The following is a 19309-nucleotide window of genomic DNA, read 5'->3' as shown; positions in this document are numbered from 1 at the left end:
ATGATATGTAACGATTATAAGTAAGATTTGATAATTAAACTTGTTATGTATTGGAATTTATAAAAATAATACTTATTGTGGAGGGATGTTTTGTATATGGAAAAAGAGGGATATATAACTTTCGATAATTCAAAATTATTTTACTCTGTAAAAGGAGAGGGAAAGCCTTTAATTTTTATTCATGGTAATTTTAATGATTCCAGAGTTTGGAGGTATCAGGTAGAAAGTTTTTCTAGTCAATATAAAGTAATATCGTATGATCAAAGAGGATATGGAAAATCTGATACACCAACATCTACTTTTTCACATTTTGAGGATCTAAAAGTAATATTAGATTCTCTAGAAATTAAAAGTGCGGTAATAATTGGGTCGTCATCAGGAGGAAGTATTGCAATTGATTTTGCTTTGAAGTATCCGGATTATGTAGATGCACTTATACTTGCTTCTCCAGCGGTAAATGGATATCGTTATCCATTAAAACTAATAATAGAAGCGATGAAAAGTATCTCTTTATTAAAGTCAAAGGGGTTTGAAGCAGCAATTGAAAAATTTATTAATAGTTCATTTTGGAGTTATTTTATTCCGGATCAAAGTAATGAAAAAGCTAGAAAGTTAATCTTAGAGACTATTAGAACACAAAAGAACTTTTATAGCTGGAATTTTAAACTTGCTGTACCTGAAAAACCTTATGCAGCAAAGAGATTAGGAGAAATTCATATACCTACATTAATTGTTCTAGGTAATAGAGATTTTGCTTTTAATGTGAAAGTAGGAGAACGTCTTCATGCAGGTATAGAAAGTTCAGACAAAATTACTATATCAGATTGTGGTCATCTACCATTTGTTGAAAAATACGAAGAATTTAATAAACAAATATGTAAGTTCTTAAAACAAAGAAATTTGTAAAATAGGTTGTATAGGAATAATTATATTTACTAAATTTATGCATAGTAAATTTTTCATGTATCCGCAGAAGAGGAGTGAAGCTTAATGATGTAACTCCTCTTTTTTTTTTGCACTAAAGTCGCTATAACTTTGTGATTATAAGCTATCTTTGTTATTTTTAGATAGTTTCTATAATGAGAATGTAAAAGCTAACTAGCAGGTTAATACTATATTAAATGATATTCATTTAAGAATTTTTATGAAAGGAGATGAAGAATAAGATTTGATATGGAATTTATCTAACAATGATTATGAAAAAATAGTTAAAAAAGTAACAATAAATAATAACAATTTGTATGCATATTTCATAAATTATAAGTATATTTTATAGAAATGAATTTGAATTTTATTAATTTATTTTAGAAGAACATACATAAAGGTAATTTCTAAGTAATATTAAAGTAAAAAAATAATAAAGCCCATAATAATTTTAAGATTAGGGAAAAGAAAACAAAAAATATTCAGAATTATCAGAAAATTGATTGACAAAAAATAAACAAAGAATTAAAATTTAATTGGGATATATTGACAAATAAATAACTATCATATTTAAAAAGTTAGGAGTTGATATTCATGGTGAAAGTAATTAGTTCTACTGAAGCAGCAAAGTTGATAAAGGATGGAGATGTTTTAGCAACGTCGGGGTTTGCATCATTGGGAGTTCCAGAAGCGCTTTTGAAAAGCTTAGAGAAAAGATTTATTGAGGAGCAGAATCCAAGGAACTTGACTTTAATGTTTGCAGCAGCACAAGGTGATGGAGAAAGTAAAGGTTTAAATCATTTAGCCCACGAAGGTTTGATAAAAAAAGTTATAGGAGGCCACTTTAATTTAGCACCTATGATAGGTCAATTAATTAGAAATAATAAAATATATGCATATAATCTACCTCAAGGAATTATGTGTAATATATTTAGAGATATAGCAAGTAAAAAAACAGCAACCATAAGCAAAGTTGGATTAAATACTTTTGTAGATCCAAGAATAGAAGGTGGGAAAGCTAATTCAATTACTAAAGATGAAATAGTTGAAGTAATAGAAATATTAGGTCAGGAAAACTTACTATATAAATGCCCAAGTATTGATGTGGCCTTTATTAGGGGGACATATGCTGATGAGAAAGGTAATATTACGATGGAGCATGAAGCTACTTACTCTGAAGCTACGTGCATAGCGCAAGCAGTTAGAAATTGCGGTGGAATTGTCATCGTACAAGTTGAAAAAGTTGTTAAATCAGAAACATTAGATCCGAGATCTATTAAGATACCAAGAATTTACGTTGATTATATAGTAGAATCAAAGGATAAGGAGGATCAAGAGCAAGTATTAGGATATAATTATGATCCATCATTGGCTGGAGATATAAAGATAACAGTTAATAATTTAGAACCATTGAAACTAGATTCTAGAAAAATAATAGGAAGAAGAGCTGCTATGGAACTAATTAAAGGAACAGTTGTTAATATAGGAATAGGAGTACCTGAAGCTGTATCTAATGTTGCAAATGAAGAGGGAATTGGAGAGTTTATTACGTTGACTGTTGAACCTGGACCTATAGGAGGAATACCTCAAGGTGGAAAAAAATTTGGAGCTTCAATAAATCCAGAATGTATATTTGATCAACCTACACAGTTTGATTTTTATGATGGAGGAGGTTTGGATATTGCATTTTTAGGTCTTGCACAAGTGGACAAGCATGGGAATATAAATGTAAGCAAATTTGGGACAAGGATTGCAGGCTGTGGGGGATTTATTAATATTACACAGAATTCTAAAAAGGTAGTTTTTTGTGGTACATTAACAGCTAAAGGACTAGAGGTCAAAGTAGATAATGGAGAGTTGAAAATTATAAATGAAGGAAGAGAAAAAAAATTTGTTAATTCCGTTGAGCAAATTACTTTTAGTGGTAAATATGCAATGAAGGTAAAGCAAACTGTTATATATATAACTGAAAGAGCTGTATTTGAATTAAAAGATAGCGGAGTGCACTTAATAGAAATAGCACCAGGTATAGATATCCAAAAAGATTTATTAGATTTATTAGATTTCAAACCAATTATAGATGAAAATCTTAAGCTTATGGATAGGAGAATATTTATGGATGAATTAATGGGATTAAAAGGATAATTAAAAGATATGAAGGAGGATAAAAGTATGTTAGAAAATTTAAAAATAAAACTTCTTAAAATGGCTAAATATGCAGAAAAGTATAATTTATGTACAGAAAATACAGGTAGTTTTAGTATACGAGATGAAAGTTCTGGATATGTAATTATAACGCCTTCAAAAATTAAAGTGGAAAATTTGACTGAAGAGCATGTTTGTATAGTAGATTTAAATGGAAATAAAATTCAAGTAGTTGAAGGAATTGAAGTGTGTAGTGATTTACAAATGCATCTTGAAATTTATAAGGCTAGGAAAGAGATACGAACAATTATGCATGTTAACCCAAGCTATGCATCTTCCTTTGCCGTTATAAATAAGGTTATTCCACCAATAACTTATGATGCTGCTAATTATGGAGGGTATATTTATGTTGCTAATTATGATAAAACAAAAACTACTGAGACATCTAAAGATTTAATAGAGAAATTTAAAACAAGTGATGCATGTTTGTTGGAAAGTAATGGTGTTGTCGTAATAAGTAAAGATATAGAAGATATATTATCAAAGGCAAAATATGTTGAAAGGGTGGCAGAGACTTATTATAAAGCATTAACCTTAAATGGATTCAAAGAACCTAAAAGATTTACAAGAGAGGAATTAGTTTTATATCTTGCCAATAAATAAAGTGTTATTTATAAGCTTTTATTACAAAAAGAAGGTGATTTAACTACTAAGAAAATCAGTTTTATCACCTTTATAACTTATTTCTATTTAATGACTTGTTATATATTTTTTAGCGCAGTATAATCTGTTTATAATTAATAACTTGAGGTATTGAAAATGAATAGTGAAGAAACAGTTAGAAAAAACAATTCTAGAATAAAAGTAGAGAGAGTTTTACCAACCTATATGGAAGATGTAATTAAATTAGCAACAGAAGTATTTAATGGTGAACAAAATATTCCAACGAACTTAATTCCTTTAAATGAAAATTTAAAGCCAATATGGTGGTGTGCAAAAGTGGAAGAAGATATTATTGGTATTTCAGCAGCATGGATAGAAAATGATGAATGGCATTGGGGAAGGTATGCTGTTGATAAAAAGTTTCGTGGTATAGGAATTGGTAAGAAAATAGCTTTATTTTCACTAGATGAAATTTTTAATTTTGGGGCTGAAGAGATTTTTAGTGAAGCGCGTGATATAACAGTTAAAATGTTAGGAAGGCTAGGATGTAAAATTATAGGGACACCAATAAATTTCTATGGTGATTTAGTTACACCTATAAAAATAAAAAAATGTGATTTTATTAAAGCAAAGAAGAATATTAGTGATTTTCATCATGCTACCTTTATAGTGAAATAGTTGAATATTGTGGAAAATAAAGTGAAATGATATAATTATTTGTAAATACTGTATAAGGAGTGATAAAATGATAATCTGGGGCTGGGGAAGAGTGACAAGAAAGTTTATAGGTGGAGTGACACAACGAACTTGCAATTATTGTAATAAGACAAGTGTTTGGCAGCTATGTATTGTAAGAACATGGTTTACTCTGTTTTTTATACCTATAATACCATACAAAAAAACATATCAAATTGCATGTCCTAGTTGTGGAAGCTATATTAAACTGACACAGGAGCAATTTGAAAAAATTAAATTAGAATTAAGTGGTGCTAGCTCAAATGGAGCAACTGTTAACGAGATTGAGAATAGCTTGAAGTATGAAGGAAAAACAGAAACTCAAATTAATTATTTGAAACAAATGGAAGAACAGAAAAGAATGCAGGCTAATAATCAGTAATTGAGAAAAAATTTTGCTTAGTTCTTGGTCTTATTAGAAACCACGCATGCTATTTGTAGTAAATAAAATTCATTATCAGCGTAACGAATATACATAAATTCTTTTAACTGATAGAATTTATCTTTACATTGAGATTTTCAAAATGTATAATTAATTTGTATTTTGAAAATAATAGATGAAATATGAATATAGATAATAGCAATGAAAAAGAAGAGTAAATAGAATTTTAATTTAAAGAGATCTAGGGAGGGTGTAATCCTAGAATTTAAAGCTATTGAAGGAAGCTTTGGAGCAATAAATAGAAAGCCTTTCGGCGTAGTATATTTATGGGGTTGTTCCCTTAAAGATAATTAAGTGGATTAAGTTAATTAATTTAATCAATTTAGGTGGTAACGCGGAAGTTAAGCCTTTCGTCCTAAGTATTTTTAGGATGAAGGGCTTTTTAGTATTTATAAAAATAAAAAATTTAATAAGAAAAGCCGCTAATCATCAAATTGATAAAGGAGAGTGGGTATAAATGACTATTTTTATAGCGCTTCTGAGAGGCATTAATGTTGGTGGCAAAAATATTATTAAGATGAATGACTTAAAGAGCGTATTAGAATCTATAGGATTAAGCGAAGTTCAAACTTACATTCAAAGTGGTAATGTTTTATTTAAATCAAGTGAAGACAAGGGAATGTTAATAGAAAAAATTGAGCAAGAGATTGAAAAGGCTTTTGGGTTTTCGGTTGCTGTTATTTTAAGAACAAGTAAAGAAATAGAGCAGATTATAAAGAATTGCCCATTTTCAGAGAAGGAAATACTTGAGGCTGAATCTTCATCAAAAGCAGAAAGTCTATATATTGGGATACTTAGTGATGCGCCATTAGAAGAAAATATTAAGAAATTGGATGTCTATAAGAATCAAAATAATAAGTATAAAATCATAGGTCAAGAAGTTTTTCTTTTATTTCATAACAGTATCAGAAATTCCAAGCTGGCTAATAATCTTCATAAGCTAGATGTTTTAGTTACAGTGCGAAACTGGAAAACAATAAATAAACTTTATACATTGGCGAAAGCCAAAGAATTTTAAAATTGACCTAAGTAATAATAAAATGTTTAATTGCAAGCTATATTATATAGCTTTTATATAAATCGCCATGACAAGGGGCTAATAATTCCTTGTAAGCAAGATATTTAAAGGAGAGATAAAAGTAATGAGTTTTGAAAAATTAGCAGATATAATATTTGGAAATGTTGAACACACGCCTGAATATTATATTGAGAAATATCCAAAGAGAAATCTTAAAGAAGGAGCAAGAGTTACAAGATATGCACCTAGCCCAACTGGATTTCAACATATAGGCGGAGTATTTGCTGCGCTAATAAATGAAAGATTAGCAAGCCAAAGTGAAGGTATTTTCTATTTAAGAATAGAAGATACTGACCAAAAAAGAGAAGTGGAAGGTGCAATAGAAGATACTATAGCTACAATGCATAACTTTGGTATGGACTTTAGTGAAGGGATGACAGGAGAGAATACTTCTAAAGGTGAATATGGTCCATATAGACAAAGTCAAAGAGCTGAAATTTACAATACTTTTGCAAAAGATTTAATTATTAAAGGATTAGCTTATCCAGATTTTTGTACTCCAGAAGAATTAGCTGAGCTTAGAGAAAGACAAATAGCGAATAAAATAACTCCAGGGTATTATGGAGAGTATGCTAAGTTTAGAAATATAACTGAAGAAGAAGCAATAAAGAGAATTGAAAATGGAGAAAAATATATTATAAGATTAAAATCTCCAGGAAATCCTGAAAAAAGAGTTGAGTTCCACGATTTAATAAAAGGTGATATATCATTCCCAGAAAATAATCAAGATGTGGTACTTATTAAAGGAGATGGACTTCCAACTTATCACTTTGCTCATGCAATAGACGACTATTTAATGAGAACAACAGATGTAATAAGAGGAGAAGAATGGTTATCATCACTTCCTATACACGTTCAATTATTTGAAGTATTAGGTTTTGAAGCTCCAAGATATGCTCATATCCCAACAATAATGAAGCAAGACGGTGGATCAAAGAGAAAGCTTTCAAAGAGAAAAGATGCAGAAGCAGCTGTTTCTTATTATAAAGAAGTTGGATTCCCAGTAGTAACTGTAATTGAATATTTACTTAATATAGTAAACTCTACTTATGAAGAATGGAGAGCTGAAAATCCTAAGGCTGATTACCATGAATTCGAAGTTCATTTAGAAAAAATGGGTAAGAGTGGAGCATTATTTGATTTAGTTAAGTTAAATGACGTATCAAAAGATAGAATAGCGGCTATGAGAGCTGCTGATGTTTATGACCAATATGTAGCTTGGGCTAAAGAATTTGATGAAGAAATGTATAAATTAGTTACGGAAAATGAAGCTATGGCAAAAGAAATCTTTAACATAGATAAAGAAGGTCCAAAGCCAAGAAAAGATTTTGCTAAATGGGATGAAGTTAAGGATAAGATTTTCTATTTCTTTGATGAATTATTCTATAAGGAAACTGCGCAGCAAATAGAATTACCAAAGGGAATGACAATAGAATCTGCCAAGGAAGTTGTAGAAACTTATAAAAATGAATTTAATTACAATGTTGAAAGTCAAGAAGCTTGGTTTGAAGACTTAAAAGAAATTGGACTTAGACTTGGATATTGCGCAAATAGAAAAGAATTTAAAGCAAATCCAGATCAATATAAAGGAATGATTTCAGATGTTGCAGGCGCAGTTAGAGCTGCATTAACTCACAGAACTAACTCACCTGATATTTACACTATAATGCAAATAATTGGTGAAGAAAACACTAGAGACAGATTTGATAAATTCTTAAGTTTATAAACTATTTATTAGGCAGAAAATTATAAAGCAATATATTCATTTACAATACTACAGATTATAGACAAAGTTCTAGCCAGACTTAAGCTTACAGTCTAGGGCCTGTTGCAAAATGGATAAATATCCTATTATAAAGCTAAAACCATGCATAAATGAGAAATTAACTCTCATCAAATGCATGGTTTTTATTTATGTAAATTTATAAATACGCAGTCTTAAATATTAATTTAGAATAACTTACTTTATTTCATTAGATTAAGTTTGAATAAATATTATCTTAAATGATTATGAAATTATATATGTTGCAATAATAAAATTACATTTTGGATGTCTGTAGGTTAAGTAAATACCTAAATATAGCGTGCGGAAAATCAATTGCAGCATATATATTGTTTTATAATTTTTTGTGTGTAAAAGTTTTAGTTTTATTAGCATAATCAGCAACAATATTACCGTTACCGTATAATTTATACTTATATATAAGTAGTCCATCAAGTCCAACAGGTCCTCTAGCATGAAGTTTGTTAGTACTTATTCCAACTTCAGCTCCAAAGCCATATCTAAAGCCATCGCTGAATCTAGTAGAACAATTCCAAAATACATTAGCAGAGTCAATTAGATTCATAAATAATTCTGCTTTATCTTTGTTTTTGGTAATTATAGATTCTGTATGCCATGAGCTATAAGTGTTTATATGCTCTATAGCTTTTTCTAGATTTTCAACTATTTTTATAGAAAGTTTATAATCAAGATACTCTGTTTTCCAATCTTCATCTGTAGCTGGTTTTACAGAAATAATTTCTTGAGTTTTATTACAGCCAACTAGTTCTACATTTTTTTTATCTAACTCTATCTTTAATAAAGGAAGATATTCTTTTGCAACAGCTTCATTTACTAAAAGAGTTTCCGTAGCATTACATACAGATACATATTGAGTTTTTGAGTCTAACACAACCTTCACTGCCATGTCTAAATCAGCTTCTGAATCTACATAGCAATGGCATATACCATCTGCATGGCCCATAACTGGTATATTTGAAATTTTCATTATATATTGAACAAATTCATTTGAACCTCTTGGTATTATTAAATTTATATATTTATCTAATTTTAACATTTCACTTACATCATCTCTTGTTTCTAGAAGATGCAGCCAGCCCTGTGGTAAACCAGCAGCTTCAGAAGCTGTCTTTACAATGTCAAATAAGATTCTGTTTGTATGCAAGGCTTCTCTTCCACCTTTTAATAAAGCAGAATTTCCACTCTTTAAGCATAAAGTAGATATTTGAACTAAGGCATCTGGTCTAGATTCGAAAATGACACCAATTACACCTATAGGACAGCTTATTTTATAAAGCTCAAGACCTTGGTCTAATTCAGTAGCTGCTAAAGTTTCTCCAACCGGATCAGGAAGATTTATAAGGCTTTCAATTCCGCTTATAACATCATTAATTTTGCTTTCATCAAATTTAAGACGCTTTATTAATGGATCTGATAAGTTTTCATTTATACTTCTTTCTATATCTTCTTTATTTGCTTTAATTATTTCATCTTGCCTTTTTAATAAGGCCTTTGAAATTTCAATAAGTGCTTTGTTTTTTAAATCAGTACTACAATTTGCAAGAGTAATAGATGCTTTTTTAGCTGAAGCAGCAGATTCTTTAATGTTCATATTAAATCCCCATTTCGTTATTTTCTTTAACGTATTTTATTAAAAATGATACTATAGCTTAGCTGGTTCTTCAATATTATATTTATTTAGAGATGATATTTTCAAACTGTTAATAATATATATGTTGCAACTATCAGTGCTAAACATTCAATGGTAAACTAATAGTTGTCTGTTGAGTTTTTTTGAAATAAGTAAGTTTTTAATAATTATTTTTGAAACACATATAAAATAAGTTTTGAGGAAAAAATTTTGTTGACAAAATATAGGTTAGATAATATACTAATAAAAAAAGTAATCATATAAAATTAATAGGAATTAAAGTTTGCATTTGTTTACTAATAAAAATGAATATAAAATGATTGACTAGAAAACTAGAGATCGTGAGAATTTTGGGCAGTTAAGTATTTTTTTAAACTCTTTCTGTTTATATATTTTTGCGGTCTTTTTTCATATTCCTTAATAATTTTGCAGTGGGGAGTTGCTTATGAATTTACAAAATTTTATTGAGAAATTTAAAATACCGGAGGTAGCTTATCCTTTTATCAATAAAATATTTACAGATGAAGAAATTAATTTTGTAGATAAGATAGACAAGGAAGTATTTACTAAAGAAGATATAGAAAAGGTTGTAGGCGAAGATTTTGAGGGATTTATAAAAAAAAGTTATAGAAGGGGTATTGTTTCAAGTGCAGATGAAGAATTAGCTACATATAAGTTAGCTGATTTTTATAGCAGGTTAGATATCTTTTCAATATCTGAGCAAGAAGTTTATAGAAGTATTCCTAAGGAAGCTCAAATTGCAATAGATGCTTGGTATTTTAAGGCTTATTATGATGGACTAGATTCTAATCTTAAAGTAAGACCTACAGAAGATGAAATTTTAGAACTTAATAAAGTGCTAGAATTCATCGATGCTCAAGACAGACCTGTATATTTAAATTATTGTGATTGTAGAAGTCTTAGAGGCGAATGTGGAAAACCAACACAAACTTGTATTACGTATAAAAATGGAATTAACACCTTTGCACACAGAGGCTTATCAGAAGAAATAGATAAAGAAAAAGCAAAGGAAATAGTAAAAAATGCTGATAAAAAAGGTCTAATGCATACGGTTAACCCAAATGGTATATGTAATTGCTGTGGAGATTGCTGCTATTTATTTAGAAGTCAAGCAAAAAGAAATAGCAGTGGATTTTGGCCTAAAACAAATCAAATCATTGAGTTTGATTCTGAGAAATGCATTAAATGTGGTATTTGTATAAAAAGATGTCACTTTGATGTATTTACTAAAATAGATGGAGCTATAAAAACGGATATTTCAAAATGTGTAGGTTGCGGAATTTGCGCAAATTCATGTCCTACAAAGTCGCTTAAATTACTTGAAAGAAAATAAAATATTAAAAAGCATCACTTATTTTCCACCATTAAAGAAAGTAGGTTTTTATCATTGCAGAATTATTAGTGGAACTTACTTATGTTGCATGGTACAAAATATACAAGCCTATTAGTAGGTGTTATTTCTTGAAGGTGACTAAACTAAAAGAGAGGGATTAAAATGAGTTACGAAGCATATAAAAATAATCAGTTAGGTTTTACTACAAGACAATTACATGCTGGTTATAACCCAGCAGAACATTATAGATCAAAAGCAGTTCCGATTTATCAAACAGCAGCTTTTGAACTTGGAGATTTTGATAGATGTATTAGATTATTTGATTACTCAGAGGAAGGTCATTCTTATGTGAGATTTTCAAATCCAACTAATACAGTTTTAGAAAGAAGGCTTGCATCCCTTGAAGGCGGTGCAGAAGCAATTGCATTAGGCTCAGGAATGGCGGCAATATCTAACACCTTTCTAAATATTGCAAAGACAGGAGATGAAATAGTAGCAGTTAATACCTTATATGGAGGAAGCACAACTTTATTAAACAGCATTTTGCCTGACTATGGAATTGTTGGAAAGTTTGTAGAAGATGAAAATGATATAGAATCATACAGAAAAGTTATTACAGGTAAAACAAAAGCAATCTATATTGAAAGTCTTGGTAACCCAGGGATGAATATAATAGACATTGAAGCCGTGGCTAATTTGGCCCATGAGCATGGAATACCACTTATTATTGATAATACTTTTGCTACGCCTTACTTATTAAGACCTTTTGAATATGGTGCTGATATTGTATGCTATTCAGCAACAAAATACCTTGCTGGGCATGGAACTACAATTGTAGGAGCTGTAGTGGAAAAAGGCGGTTTTAATTGGTTAAATGGGAAGTTCCCTCAATTTGAAAGATTCTATGATGAATATAAAGATACAATAGGAAGAGAGACCTTAGATGAAACCATGTTTACAAAGAGACTTAGAATAAGATATTTAACAGACTTAGGTGCGCACTTAAGTCCAACTAGCGCCTTTTATTTATTGCAAGGAATAGAAACTTTATCTTTAAGAATGCGGGAACATGCAGCTAATGCACAAAAGGTGGCTGAATTTCTTGAAAGTCACCCGCAAGTTCTTTCAGTAGCTTACCCAGGACTTGAAAGTAGCAAGTATCATGAGTTGGCGAAAAAATACTTTCCTAAAGGGCCTGGTGCAATTATGTCTATAAGATTAAAAGGTGGAATAAAAGCAGCAAGAAAAGTACTTGAAAAAGTTAAAGTGTTTGACTATATGGTAAATGTGGGAGATGCAAAATCTCTTATAGTGCACTCAGCAACCTCAACTCATTTTGGACAAACTAAAGAAGAAAGGGAAAAAGCTGGAGTATATGATGATACATTGAGACTATCAATAGGAATTGAAGAGGCAGAAGATTTAATAGCGGATCTTAAATACGCACTCGATTCAATACAAGAATGATGAATATTAAGGTATTCTTTGTCATATACAAAACAAACCTATGTTCTCAGAACATAGGTTTGCTATAAAATATGTTATATGATATAATTATTGGAAGAATGGAGGGCGCTTAGAAATGATAGAGAAAAAATTTAGGGAATTAGAAGCAAATGAAGAACTATAAAATTTATTCAATGATAACTATAATAATTTGGGTAATGGCGTATATATTTACAAAGATAGGACTTATGTATTATTCACCATTAGGCTTAAGTGTATTTAGATATGTTGTAGCATCAATATTTTTTCTTATTGTAGTTTTTTTGAAGAAGGTACCAATTCCAGATATTAAAGATATACCTTGGTTCTTTGCCCTGGGAGCCACTGGTTTTTCAATATATGTGTTAACCTTTAATATTGGAGCACAGTCAGTAAGTGTAGCAACCTCAAGTATTATTATTTCAACTACACCGATTTTTACTGCATTAATAGCCAGAGTAATCTTTAATGAGAAAATAAGTAACATTGGATGGAGTGGAATATTAATTGAGTTTATTGGAGTTGTTGTTATATGTTTATGGGAAGGCATCTTTTCTTTAAATGCTGGAGTGCTTTGGATTTTAATTTCAGCGATTTCCTTTAGTATATATAATATTTTGTCGAGAAAATTGGTTAATAAGTATACACCAATACAAACAACTACTTATAGTATTTTTGCCGGAACTATAATGCTGCTGCCTTTTCTGACTAAGGTATTGCCAGAACTTAAAAATTCAATTTGGCAGGCTAATGTGAGTGTAATTATAATGGGGGTTTTCTGTAGTGGTATAGCTTATTTGCTCTGGTCCAAGGCATTATCATTGTCAGAAAAGACGAGTGAAGTTAGTAATTTTATATTTGTATCTCCTTTTTTGGCCATAATAATGGGATTTTTCACATTATTTGAAATACCGAGCGTTGGTACGTGGATAGGCGGAGCAATTATATTTTTAGGAATTATACTTTATGAAAAAGGGAAGTGAAAATATGTGGCAAGACATCTTAAAATATTTTCAAACGGATATGAATAGTTATCTGCAGGCAATAGGGCAGCATTTAGAAATAAGTCTAATATCCTTATTTGCCGCAGCCATTATTGGAATTCCTTTTGGAATATTAGCTACAAAAAATAAAATATGGTATCAGTGGATAACCACATGGTTTAATACCTTCAGAATTGTTCCGAGCTTAGCTGTTCTCATTATGTTAATTCCTATAGTTGGGACAGGAGTTAAGCCAGCAATGATTGCTTTAGTTTTACTTGGAATACCACCAATATTATTAAATACAGCCCTTGCCTTTAATACGATTCCCGAATTTATGATAGAAACTTCCATGGCAATGGGAATGTCAAACATACAAGGATTTTGGAAAGTAAAAGTACCATTAGCAGCACCTCTTATATTGACAGGAATTAAAACTGCAATGGTCGAGATAATTGCAAGTGCAACCCTTGCAGCCTATATAGGCGGTGGTGGCGTAGGTAATATTATTTTTACTGGCTTAGGATTAAATAGAGCAGATTTACTGATTATAGGAGGCGTTACCGTAGCAATTCTTTCAATGCTTGCCAATGTAACTATGTTAGGTTTAGAAAAACATCTGTTTAGATATAAATATATTAATTCAAATATATAATTAGAAATTAATTAACCTGTATAGATTATAGCTAAATATACGTATGAATGAGCTCTGATAAAGCTTATTAAAAGATTTAATAAAAAATTTAAAGGTGGGAGTGATAGTAATGAATAGAAATATTAAAAGAATAATAGGAACTTTATTAATTACAGTTGTGCTTGGAGGACTTGTTGCCTGCGGTAATAGTAAAGGTATTAGTGGCAGCGGAGATAAAAATACAATTCGTATAGGATCAAAGGATTTTACTGAGAATTCAATAGTAGGTGAAATTTATGCATTAGCTCTTGAAGATAAAGGTTACAAGGTAGAAAGAGTGCCAAACATTGCTAGTTCAGTTATTCATACTTCATTGGTAAATAACGAAATTGATTTATATCCTGAGTACACTGGAACTGGTTTGTTAGCAATTTTAAAGAAAGATTTAATTACAGATCCTCAAAAGGTTTATGACACAGTTAAATCAGAATATGAAAAGCAGTTTAATTTAGTATGGTTAAACTATTCATCAGCAAATGATGGACAAGGCTTAGTAATTCGTACAGATGTAGCAGAAAAACTTGGAATTAAAACTATTTCTGATTTACAAAAACATGCAAGTGAAATAAGATTTGCATCGCAAGGTGAATTTGATAAAAGAGAAGATGGTATTCCAGGCTTAGAGAAAGTCTATGGAAAGTTTAATTTTAAATCTTCAAAGGTATATGACAATGGTTTAAAATATGAGGTATTATCAAAAAATGAAGCTGATCTTGCACCTGCATCTACAACAGAGGGGCAATTAACAAAACCTAAGTTTACCTTATTAGAAGATGATAAACATGTATGGCCTCCATACAACTTAGCACCAGTAGTTAAAAAATCAGTATTAGATGCACATCCTGATATTGCTAATATTTTAAATAAGGTTAGTGCAAGTTTAGATACAAAGAAGATAACAAAATTAAACGCAGAAGTTGATGTAGATAAAAAAGAATACGAAGAAGTAGCAAAGGAATATTACGATTCTATTAAATAACAGATAGAAGGAGATATTTAAGAATGAGTGTAGCAATAGAATTTAAGAATGTTAGCAAGAAATTCAAGGGATCAGCATATAGTGCGGTTGATAATGTAAGCCTAACAATAGAACATGGTGAATTTATTACAATATTAGGTTCATCAGGATGTGGAAAGACAACTCTTCTTAAAATGATTAACCGCTTATATGACCCCCATAAAGGAAGTATTGAATTTTTTGGTGAAGATATCAGTGTTACAGAGCCAGTACAGTTTCGAAGAAAAATAGGTTATGTAATTCAACAGGTAGGTTTATTTCCTCACATGACCATAGCAGGCAATATAGCAACGGTTCCTAAGATACTTAAGTGGCCTAAGGAAAAAATAGATGCCAGGGTATGGGAACTTCTTAAACTTGTGGGGCTGGAGCCAAGTGAATTTAAAAATAGATATCCGTCTCAATTATCAGGTGGTCAGCAGCAACGTGTAGGACTTGCTAGGGCTTTAGCAGTTAATCCTGATGTAATGTTACTTGATGAGCCTTTTGGAGCTATCGATGCAATAAATAGAATTAATCTTCAAGATGAATTATTAAAGATTTATAATGCTTCAAAGAAAACTTATTTATTTGTAACCCATGATATTAATGAAGCCTTTAAACTTGGCAGCAGAGTATTAATAATGGATAAAGGTAAGATACAACAATTTGATACTCCAAAAAATATTGTTAGAAATCCAGCAAATGATTTTGTAAAATCACTAATTAATTCTGCAAAAGTGCAGGAAGTATTTCTGGAGGATTAAAAATTTATGATAGATTATTTGTTAAAATATCCAGATAAGCTATTAAAGGCTTTTGTAGGACATATAGAAATTGTTTTAATTACCTTAGTAATTTCAATTATGTTAGCAGCTTTGTTAACAATTTTAGCAGCCTATTCAAAAATAGCATCTAAGCTGCTGATTAATATATTTGCTATGATATATTCAATTCCTAGCTTAGCGTTATTTGCAATTTTAGTGCCGCTAACTGGACTTGGAAAGGTTACTGCAATTATAGTTTTAGTACTTTATAATCAGTATATATTACTTAGGAATATCTTAGATGGATTAAATAATGTAGATGCATCAATAATTGAGGCGGCAACTGGAATAGGAATGAACAAAAGCCAAATATTATTTCAAGTAAAAGTGCCTCTAGTAACTAAACCGATCTTTGCAGGAATTCATCTAGCAGTAGTATCTACCATAGGTATAGCTACAATTGCAGCATCAATTAATGCAGGTGGAATTGGCAGTATTTTATTAGATGGACTTAGGACAGTAAATACAGCTAAAATACTATGGGGAACCTTAATGTCAGCAGGCTTAGCTATAGTGGTAAATGCAGTGCTTAATGTGATTGAGAAAAAAATTACTTAAAAGTTTTAAAGAGCCCCTATTTAATAAATTAATATATATTTTAAGAGAGGATACTTTATAATGGAGCATCCTCTCTTTTTGTAAATTTCAATTTCTAGTACTGAGCAGTCGTAAATGATTTTTCAAATCATCGCGATTGCCTAATTGAATTTAGTTAGCTATTTATATTAATACATTTATTTGCACCAACTAAATAAGTCCTGTAATATAAATATCAGGAATACTTACGGATACACATTCACTCCCCTTTCCATATTTAATTAACCCCTTGACAAAAAACTATATATTTAATATAATTTTACAAAATAAAGGCTATGAAGAGAAAAGTAGTTACTATAGAAGCTTACAGAGAAGTTCCTGACGCTGAGAGGGAATAGCGGAAATTTTAACGAAACAAGGCTCGGAGCCGCATACGGATCTTAATTCATATAGTATGTTTGAGTAGACTATAGTTTTGAATAAAGTATTTATACATTGTTCAAAAGTATATATAGAACTTTCTTTTTGAGATTTCCTCATTCATAGTTAACTGAATTAAGTGATGCTATGACGTTTGTTCACGTTACAGAACTAGAGTATAATTTTGTACTCAATAAGATTAGTATGGTGACATACTAATGAAATAGGGTGGTACCGCGATATAAATTCGCCCCTGCAAATGATTTGTAGGAGGTGTTTTTTTATACGCTTTTTTCAGCAATATTATATCTAAAGGAGTGGGAACTATGGAAGAAATGAAAATAAAACGGCCTATATTTCCTAAAAAAGCTATTGTAACAGCAGGTATGCCTTACGGAAATAAAGAATTACATTTTGGTCATGTGGGAGGAGTGTTTGTTCATGCAGATACTTTTGCAAGATTTTTAAGGGATAGGATAGGCAAAGAAAATGTAATATTTGTATCAGGAACAGACTGCTATGGATCGCCTATTTCAGCAAGCTATCGAAAGCTTGTTGATGAAAATAATTATGAAGGTACGATAGAGGACTATGTTCGTGAAAATCATGAGAAGCAAAAAGAAGTATTAGATAAATATGAAATGAGCTTAAATTTATATGCAGCTTCTGCATTGGATAGGGCTGGCGAAATACACAAGAAGGTATCAGAAGAAATATTCAACAAACTATATGAGGGAGGATATTTAGTAAAACTATCTTCACCACAATTTTATGATCCTGACTTTAAGGTGCTATTAAATGGTCGTCAAGTAGTCGGTAAATGTCCAATTGAAGGTTGTAATTCAGATAAAGCATATGCAGATGAATGTGCTTTGGGACATCAATATATGCCAAATGAATTGATTGAGCCAAAGAGCATTTTGTCTGGAAAAACACCTGAGTTAAGAGACGTGATAAATTGGTATTTTGAATTAGATAAATACAATGATATTTTAAAAGACAATGTAGACTATTTAAAGACACATTCTAATTGGCGAAAATATTTATTAAATACTATTGAAGAATTCTTAAAGGCACCAATTATATATGTGAAACGAAAACAATTAGAAGGTATTAATAATCTACAAGAAACTTTGCCTAAACACACAATTATTGATGAACAAAATAAGTCGTCTATTTCATTTGTATTCGATAATTTAAAGGACAGAGATATGGCAAGAGAAGTATTTGATAAATTAGGAATTCGTTTTAGAACTGGTAAAACTTTAGTTCCATTTAGGTTATCTGGAAATGTTGAATGGGGAATTGAAGTACCTGAAAAAGAAAACCTTAAAAATTTAACTTTTTGGGTTTGGCCAGAATCGCTTTGGGCACCTATTTCTTTTACTAAAACATACCTTGAATCTATTGGTAAGAATTCAGGTGAATGGGAAGAATGGTGGCATTCAAAAGATGCAAAAGTATATCAATTTATTGGTGAAGATAATATATATTTTTACGGAATTGCAGAAATGGCATTATTTATGGCACTACGAGGAATTAGTAGTGAAGATAAAGTAGATTTTGATAATATTAATCTTCCTCATCTAATCGCTAATAATCATTTATTGTTTATGGATAAAAAGGCAAGCAGCAGCAGTGCTATTAAGCCGCCTATGGCAGGAGAACTGTTACAATATTATACAGCAGAGCAATTACGTATGCACTTTTTAGGGCTTGGTCTCTCAAAGAAAAGTGCCAGCTTTACGCCTCAAGTTTTTATGGCTGAAGAAGATAAGCAAGGTCCTGATACAGTGTTGAAAGATGGTAATTTACTTACTAATGTATTTAATAGGCTTGTCCGATCTTGCTTTTACACTGCACAAAAATATTTTGATGGAAAAATACCTGTGGGGGAAATAAGTAATAATATTTTAGATGATGCCAATGAAGCTATTCTCACATATGAAAGACAAATGTATAGTCATGAATTTCATAGTGTGATCTATGTTTTAGATAGTTATATACGTAAGATGAATAAATATTGGGCAGGTAATATGAAACTTGCAGAAACAAATGATGATAATGCACTTAGAAAACAAGTACTAATTGATTCTTTTCATGCAGTAAGAACTGCGATTACTTTAATTCATCCTATTGCACCAAATGGATGTGAAATGGTAAGAGAATATTTAAATGTAAATGAAGAAATTTGGAATTGGGATTATATTTTTGAACCAGTTTATAAATTTATTGAAAATGAATCAGCTCATAAGCTAAAATATTTAGAACCACGTGTTGATTTTTTTGAAAAACACGAAAGTCAAATTGTAAATTAGTAATTTTATAAATCAAAAGGGAAAGTAAGAATGCCAAAATGAGAATCGAAATTTTACATTTTGGGACTTTTACTTTCCTTTTAATGAGTTCATTTTTATGCATTTCACTTATAACTATTTTTATTAATTGAATAAAGTTTTATTTATGTCTGGGAAATTATAGAATTTTTAATTGTTAAAATTGATTGATATCAATGCTTGTGAGATTGTTAAGTGATGAAAAATGAACAATGAATGATGAATGATTAAGGAAGAAAAGCCTTTGGCTTTTCA

Annotated in this window: 16 protein-coding genes and 2 other annotated features; of the genes, 15 read left to right on the top strand and 1 reads right to left on the bottom strand. The window is 30.4% G+C overall.

Features of this window, described 5'->3' with window-relative positions:
- Positions 1-96 precede the first annotated feature (96 nt).
- From COL3_RS11370 to gltX, 7 genes are all read left to right on the top strand, one after another.
- Positions 97-906, top strand: a complete 810-nt coding sequence (locus COL3_RS11370; protein ID WP_008419534.1) for an alpha/beta hydrolase — start codon at positions 97-99, stop codon at positions 904-906.
- Positions 907-1518: 612 nt separating this feature from the next.
- Positions 1519-3069: an acyl CoA--acetate/3-ketoacid CoA transferase gene (locus tag COL3_RS11365; RefSeq protein ID WP_008419536.1), complete on the top strand. Its 1551-nt coding sequence runs from the start codon at positions 1519-1521 to the stop codon at positions 3067-3069.
- Between the two features lie 27 nt (positions 3070-3096).
- A complete protein-coding gene (locus COL3_RS11360; protein WP_008419538.1) occupies positions 3097-3732 on the top strand; it encodes a class II aldolase/adducin family protein in 636 nt (211 codons plus the stop codon).
- Between the two features lie 156 nt (positions 3733-3888).
- Positions 3889-4410, top strand: a complete 522-nt coding sequence (locus COL3_RS11355) for a GNAT family N-acetyltransferase (protein ID WP_008419541.1) — start codon at positions 3889-3891, stop codon at positions 4408-4410.
- A gap of 67 nt (positions 4411-4477) precedes the next feature.
- Positions 4478-4849, top strand: a complete 372-nt coding sequence (locus tag COL3_RS11350; RefSeq protein ID WP_008419543.1) for a zinc ribbon domain-containing protein — start codon at positions 4478-4480, stop codon at positions 4847-4849.
- A 192-nt stretch (positions 4850-5041) separates the two neighbouring features.
- Positions 5042-5270 (top strand) — a binding site (T-box leader).
- A 96-nt stretch (positions 5271-5366) separates the two neighbouring features.
- Complete coding sequence (locus tag COL3_RS11345; RefSeq protein WP_008419544.1) at positions 5367-5927, top strand: DUF1697 domain-containing protein; 561 nt, start codon at positions 5367-5369, stop codon at positions 5925-5927.
- A gap of 124 nt (positions 5928-6051) precedes the next feature.
- Positions 6052-7713 (top strand): glutamate--tRNA ligase, encoded by a 1662-nt coding sequence (gltX, locus tag COL3_RS11340; RefSeq protein ID WP_008419545.1) that lies wholly within the window; start codon positions 6052-6054, stop codon positions 7711-7713.
- Positions 7714-8104: 391 nt separating this feature from the next.
- Here the strand turns inward: gltX and COL3_RS11335 are convergent, their stop codons facing one another.
- Positions 8105-9382 carry a glutamate-5-semialdehyde dehydrogenase gene (locus tag COL3_RS11335; protein WP_008419547.1) on the bottom strand — a complete coding sequence of 426 codons (1278 nt, stop codon included), beginning with the start codon at positions 9380-9382 and terminating at the stop codon, positions 8105-8107.
- 484 nt (positions 9383-9866) lie between these two features.
- Here COL3_RS11335 and COL3_RS11330 point away from each other — a divergent pair, with 484 nt between their 5' ends.
- From COL3_RS11330 to COL3_RS11295, 8 genes are all read left to right on the top strand, one after another.
- Positions 9867-10775 carry a 4Fe-4S binding protein gene (locus COL3_RS11330; protein WP_008419548.1) on the top strand — a complete coding sequence of 303 codons (909 nt, stop codon included), beginning with the start codon at positions 9867-9869 and terminating at the stop codon, positions 10773-10775.
- Between the two features lie 162 nt (positions 10776-10937).
- Positions 10938-12242: an O-acetylhomoserine aminocarboxypropyltransferase/cysteine synthase family protein gene (locus tag COL3_RS11325; RefSeq protein ID WP_008419550.1), complete on the top strand. Its 1305-nt coding sequence runs from the start codon at positions 10938-10940 to the stop codon at positions 12240-12242.
- Between the two features lie 149 nt (positions 12243-12391).
- Positions 12392-13243, top strand: a complete 852-nt coding sequence (locus COL3_RS11320; RefSeq protein WP_008419552.1) for an EamA family transporter — start codon at positions 12392-12394, stop codon at positions 13241-13243.
- Complete coding sequence (locus COL3_RS11315; RefSeq protein ID WP_008419554.1) at positions 13227-13898, top strand: ABC transporter permease; 672 nt, start codon at positions 13227-13229, stop codon at positions 13896-13898. The genes COL3_RS11320 and COL3_RS11315 overlap by 17 nt, the downstream gene beginning before the upstream one ends.
- Positions 13899-14007: 109 nt before the next feature.
- Positions 14008-14916, top strand: coding sequence for a glycine betaine ABC transporter substrate-binding protein (locus COL3_RS11310; protein ID WP_008419555.1), 909 nt, complete (start codon positions 14008-14010; stop codon positions 14914-14916).
- Between the two features lie 23 nt (positions 14917-14939).
- The gene (locus COL3_RS11305; protein WP_008419557.1) at positions 14940-15701 is read left to right on the top strand and encodes an ABC transporter ATP-binding protein; all 762 of its coding nucleotides are present in this window, start codon (positions 14940-14942) and stop codon (positions 15699-15701) included.
- A 6-nt stretch (positions 15702-15707) separates the two neighbouring features.
- Positions 15708-16319: an ABC transporter permease gene (locus COL3_RS11300; protein WP_008419558.1), complete on the top strand. Its 612-nt coding sequence runs from the start codon at positions 15708-15710 to the stop codon at positions 16317-16319.
- Positions 16320-16624: 305 nt separating this feature from the next.
- Positions 16625-16976: a binding site (T-box leader), on the top strand.
- A 68-nt stretch (positions 16977-17044) separates the two neighbouring features.
- Positions 17045-19036 (top strand): class I tRNA ligase family protein, encoded by a 1992-nt coding sequence (locus COL3_RS11295; RefSeq protein WP_008419560.1) that lies wholly within the window; start codon positions 17045-17047, stop codon positions 19034-19036.
- The last annotated feature ends 273 nt before the right edge of the window (positions 19037-19309 follow it).

The organism is Clostridium sp. LS, assembly GCF_002760435.1.
In the GTDB taxonomy this organism is placed as follows: Bacteria; Bacillota; Clostridia; order Clostridiales; family Clostridiaceae; genus Clostridium.
The sequence above is the reverse complement of the archived record's forward strand: the minus strand, read 5'-3'. Positions and strand labels throughout refer to the sequence as shown.

Bases quoted from the DNA above. Each gene is read 5' to 3' on its own strand.
- COL3_RS11370 (WP_008419534.1), top strand. From the start codon at position 97: ATGGAAAAAGAGGGATATATAACTTTCGATAATTCAAAATTATTTTAC.
- COL3_RS11365 (WP_008419536.1), top strand. From the start codon at position 1,519: ATGGTGAAAGTAATTAGTTCTACTGAAGCAGCAAAGTTGATAAAGGAT.
- COL3_RS11360 (WP_008419538.1), top strand. From the start codon at position 3,097: ATGTTAGAAAATTTAAAAATAAAACTTCTTAAAATGGCTAAATATGCA.
- COL3_RS11355 (WP_008419541.1), top strand. From the start codon at position 3,889: ATGAATAGTGAAGAAACAGTTAGAAAAAACAATTCTAGAATAAAAGTA.
- COL3_RS11350 (WP_008419543.1), top strand. From the start codon at position 4,478: ATGATAATCTGGGGCTGGGGAAGAGTGACAAGAAAGTTTATAGGTGGA.
- COL3_RS11345 (WP_008419544.1), top strand. From the start codon at position 5,367: ATGACTATTTTTATAGCGCTTCTGAGAGGCATTAATGTTGGTGGCAAA.
- gltX (WP_008419545.1), top strand. From the start codon at position 6,052: ATGAGTTTTGAAAAATTAGCAGATATAATATTTGGAAATGTTGAACAC.
- COL3_RS11335 (WP_008419547.1), bottom strand. From the start codon at position 9,382: ATGAACATTAAAGAATCTGCTGCTTCAGCTAAAAAAGCATCTATTACT.
- COL3_RS11330 (WP_008419548.1), top strand. From the start codon at position 9,867: ATGAATTTACAAAATTTTATTGAGAAATTTAAAATACCGGAGGTAGCT.
- COL3_RS11325 (WP_008419550.1), top strand. From the start codon at position 10,938: ATGAGTTACGAAGCATATAAAAATAATCAGTTAGGTTTTACTACAAGA.
- COL3_RS11320 (WP_008419552.1), top strand. From the start codon at position 12,392: ATGAAGAACTATAAAATTTATTCAATGATAACTATAATAATTTGGGTA.
- COL3_RS11315 (WP_008419554.1), top strand. From the start codon at position 13,227: ATGAAAAAGGGAAGTGAAAATATGTGGCAAGACATCTTAAAATATTTT.
- COL3_RS11310 (WP_008419555.1), top strand. From the start codon at position 14,008: ATGAATAGAAATATTAAAAGAATAATAGGAACTTTATTAATTACAGTT.
- COL3_RS11305 (WP_008419557.1), top strand. From the start codon at position 14,940: ATGAGTGTAGCAATAGAATTTAAGAATGTTAGCAAGAAATTCAAGGGA.
- COL3_RS11300 (WP_008419558.1), top strand. From the start codon at position 15,708: ATGATAGATTATTTGTTAAAATATCCAGATAAGCTATTAAAGGCTTTT.
- COL3_RS11295 (WP_008419560.1), top strand. From the start codon at position 17,045: ATGGAAGAAATGAAAATAAAACGGCCTATATTTCCTAAAAAAGCTATT.